General features: G+C 74.0%; 3 protein-coding genes. 1 reads left to right on the top strand and 2 read right to left on the bottom strand.

Going from position 1 to position 1,281, the window contains the following annotated elements; all coding sequences use genetic code 11:
• The first annotated feature begins 89 nt into the window (after positions 1-89).
• Entirely contained in the window at positions 90-314 is a 225-nt protein-coding gene (locus tag GL263_RS26705; protein ID WP_182858307.1) for a hypothetical protein, read from the top strand.
• On the opposite strand, the gene GL263_RS26700 is transcribed toward GL263_RS26705, so the two are convergent.
• Positions 311-907, bottom strand: a complete 597-nt coding sequence (locus tag GL263_RS26700; protein ID WP_182858306.1) for a hypothetical protein — start codon at positions 905-907, stop codon at positions 311-313. The genes GL263_RS26705 and GL263_RS26700 overlap by 4 nt on opposite strands.
• Complete coding sequence (locus GL263_RS26695) at positions 898-1,182, bottom strand: DUF7848 domain-containing protein (RefSeq protein WP_182858305.1); 285 nt, start codon at positions 1,180-1,182, stop codon at positions 898-900. Before GL263_RS26695 ends, GL263_RS26700 begins: the two co-directional genes overlap by 10 nt.
• Positions 1,183-1,281: the final 99 nt, after the last annotated feature.

Raw genomic sequence — 1,281 nt, 5'->3', positions numbered from 1 at the left:
CCCCGGAAACACCCCACCCACTACGGTGATCACCGCCCAGGCGGAAGCCACCCTCTTACCTTCTCCCTTCCCTCCCTCGGACAGGCCAAGTGAGCAGCGACCCCGAACAGCCCTCCGGCCCGATCTGCCAGTGGTGCCACGGCGCGGGTGCCATCACCCGCCTCCTGGCCTACGTCCCCGGCCCCGATCCCTTCCACAGCCCCGCCGAAACCCTCGCCCGCGCCGGCCAGTGCAAACACTGCCAAGGCGCCGGCGTCTACACCGCCGCCCTCGACCCCACCCTGGAACCCTGGCGCCGCCGCGACACCCCCTAACCCGGCGCGCGGCCACGTACCTGTCCGGCGGACGAGCCCGCCGCACCGCCGCCCACCGGCCCCTCACCCACGGCGTCGCTGGACAACAACTCCTCCTCGCCCCTCGCGCCGCCTTCCGGGCACACCGGCGTTCGCCCGGCCGCGCTTCCGTAGCGCGCTTCGCTCGCCAGCAGCCCTACCGCCCGGCGGCTCGTGATCGGACGGCAGGAGAGCGAGTAGTACACCTGGGCCGCGTCGCGGGCGCCGGCGACGCGGTCGGGCGCACCGGCGTTCGCGCTGATGTGCCGGCCCTCCTCCAGCGCGCGGCGCTGCGTCTCCTGGTAGGTCCGGTCGTCAAGCCACTCCCGCAGCACGTGCCCAACGTGTCCGCCGACCTCGTCGCCCGCGCGGAGCGCGGCGGACGGGAAGGGCCCGCCGCCGCCCGGCAACGGATCAAGTGCCCGCGCGATGCGCTCGGCCTGCGCCCGCAGCCATCGCATCGCCTCCGCCGGAGACCGCGCCAGATGCGTACCGAGCAGCCATTCCCCCTCAGCCTCCGGGCTGCGGACGACGGCCTCACACCAGTACCCGTCGACGTAGAACATCACTGCCACGCCCCCGGAACCAGCCGGTACGGCCGGGTCTCGACAAGCCGGTACGTCAGATGCTCCCGCTGCGCGAACCGGTGCTGCCGCACCCACGCGGCGGCGGCCCGCGCCGCCCTCTCCCGCTCCACCGCCCCCAGCTCGCCGACGGCCTCCTTGTCCACCTCGGCCACCGGCCCCCACGCGTCGCACACCGCGCACTGCACGGCGTACGTGACGGGCTCGGCATCCGGCTCACCGTCCGCCGCGAGCGCAAACCGCCGGAACGCGTACGTCTCACTCACACGCGCCCCAACCGCTTCAGATGCTCGGTGATCAGCGCCCCCAACACCGCCCACCGCTGCCGCAACTCAGCCAGCGACGGCGGCAGACACCCCCCGACC

The organism is Streptomyces durbertensis (genome assembly GCF_014156695.1).
Classification (GTDB): Bacteria; Actinomycetota; Actinomycetes; order Streptomycetales; family Streptomycetaceae; genus Streptomyces; species Streptomyces durbertensis.
The sequence above is the reverse complement of the archived record's forward strand: the minus strand, read 5'-3'. Positions and strand labels throughout refer to the sequence as shown.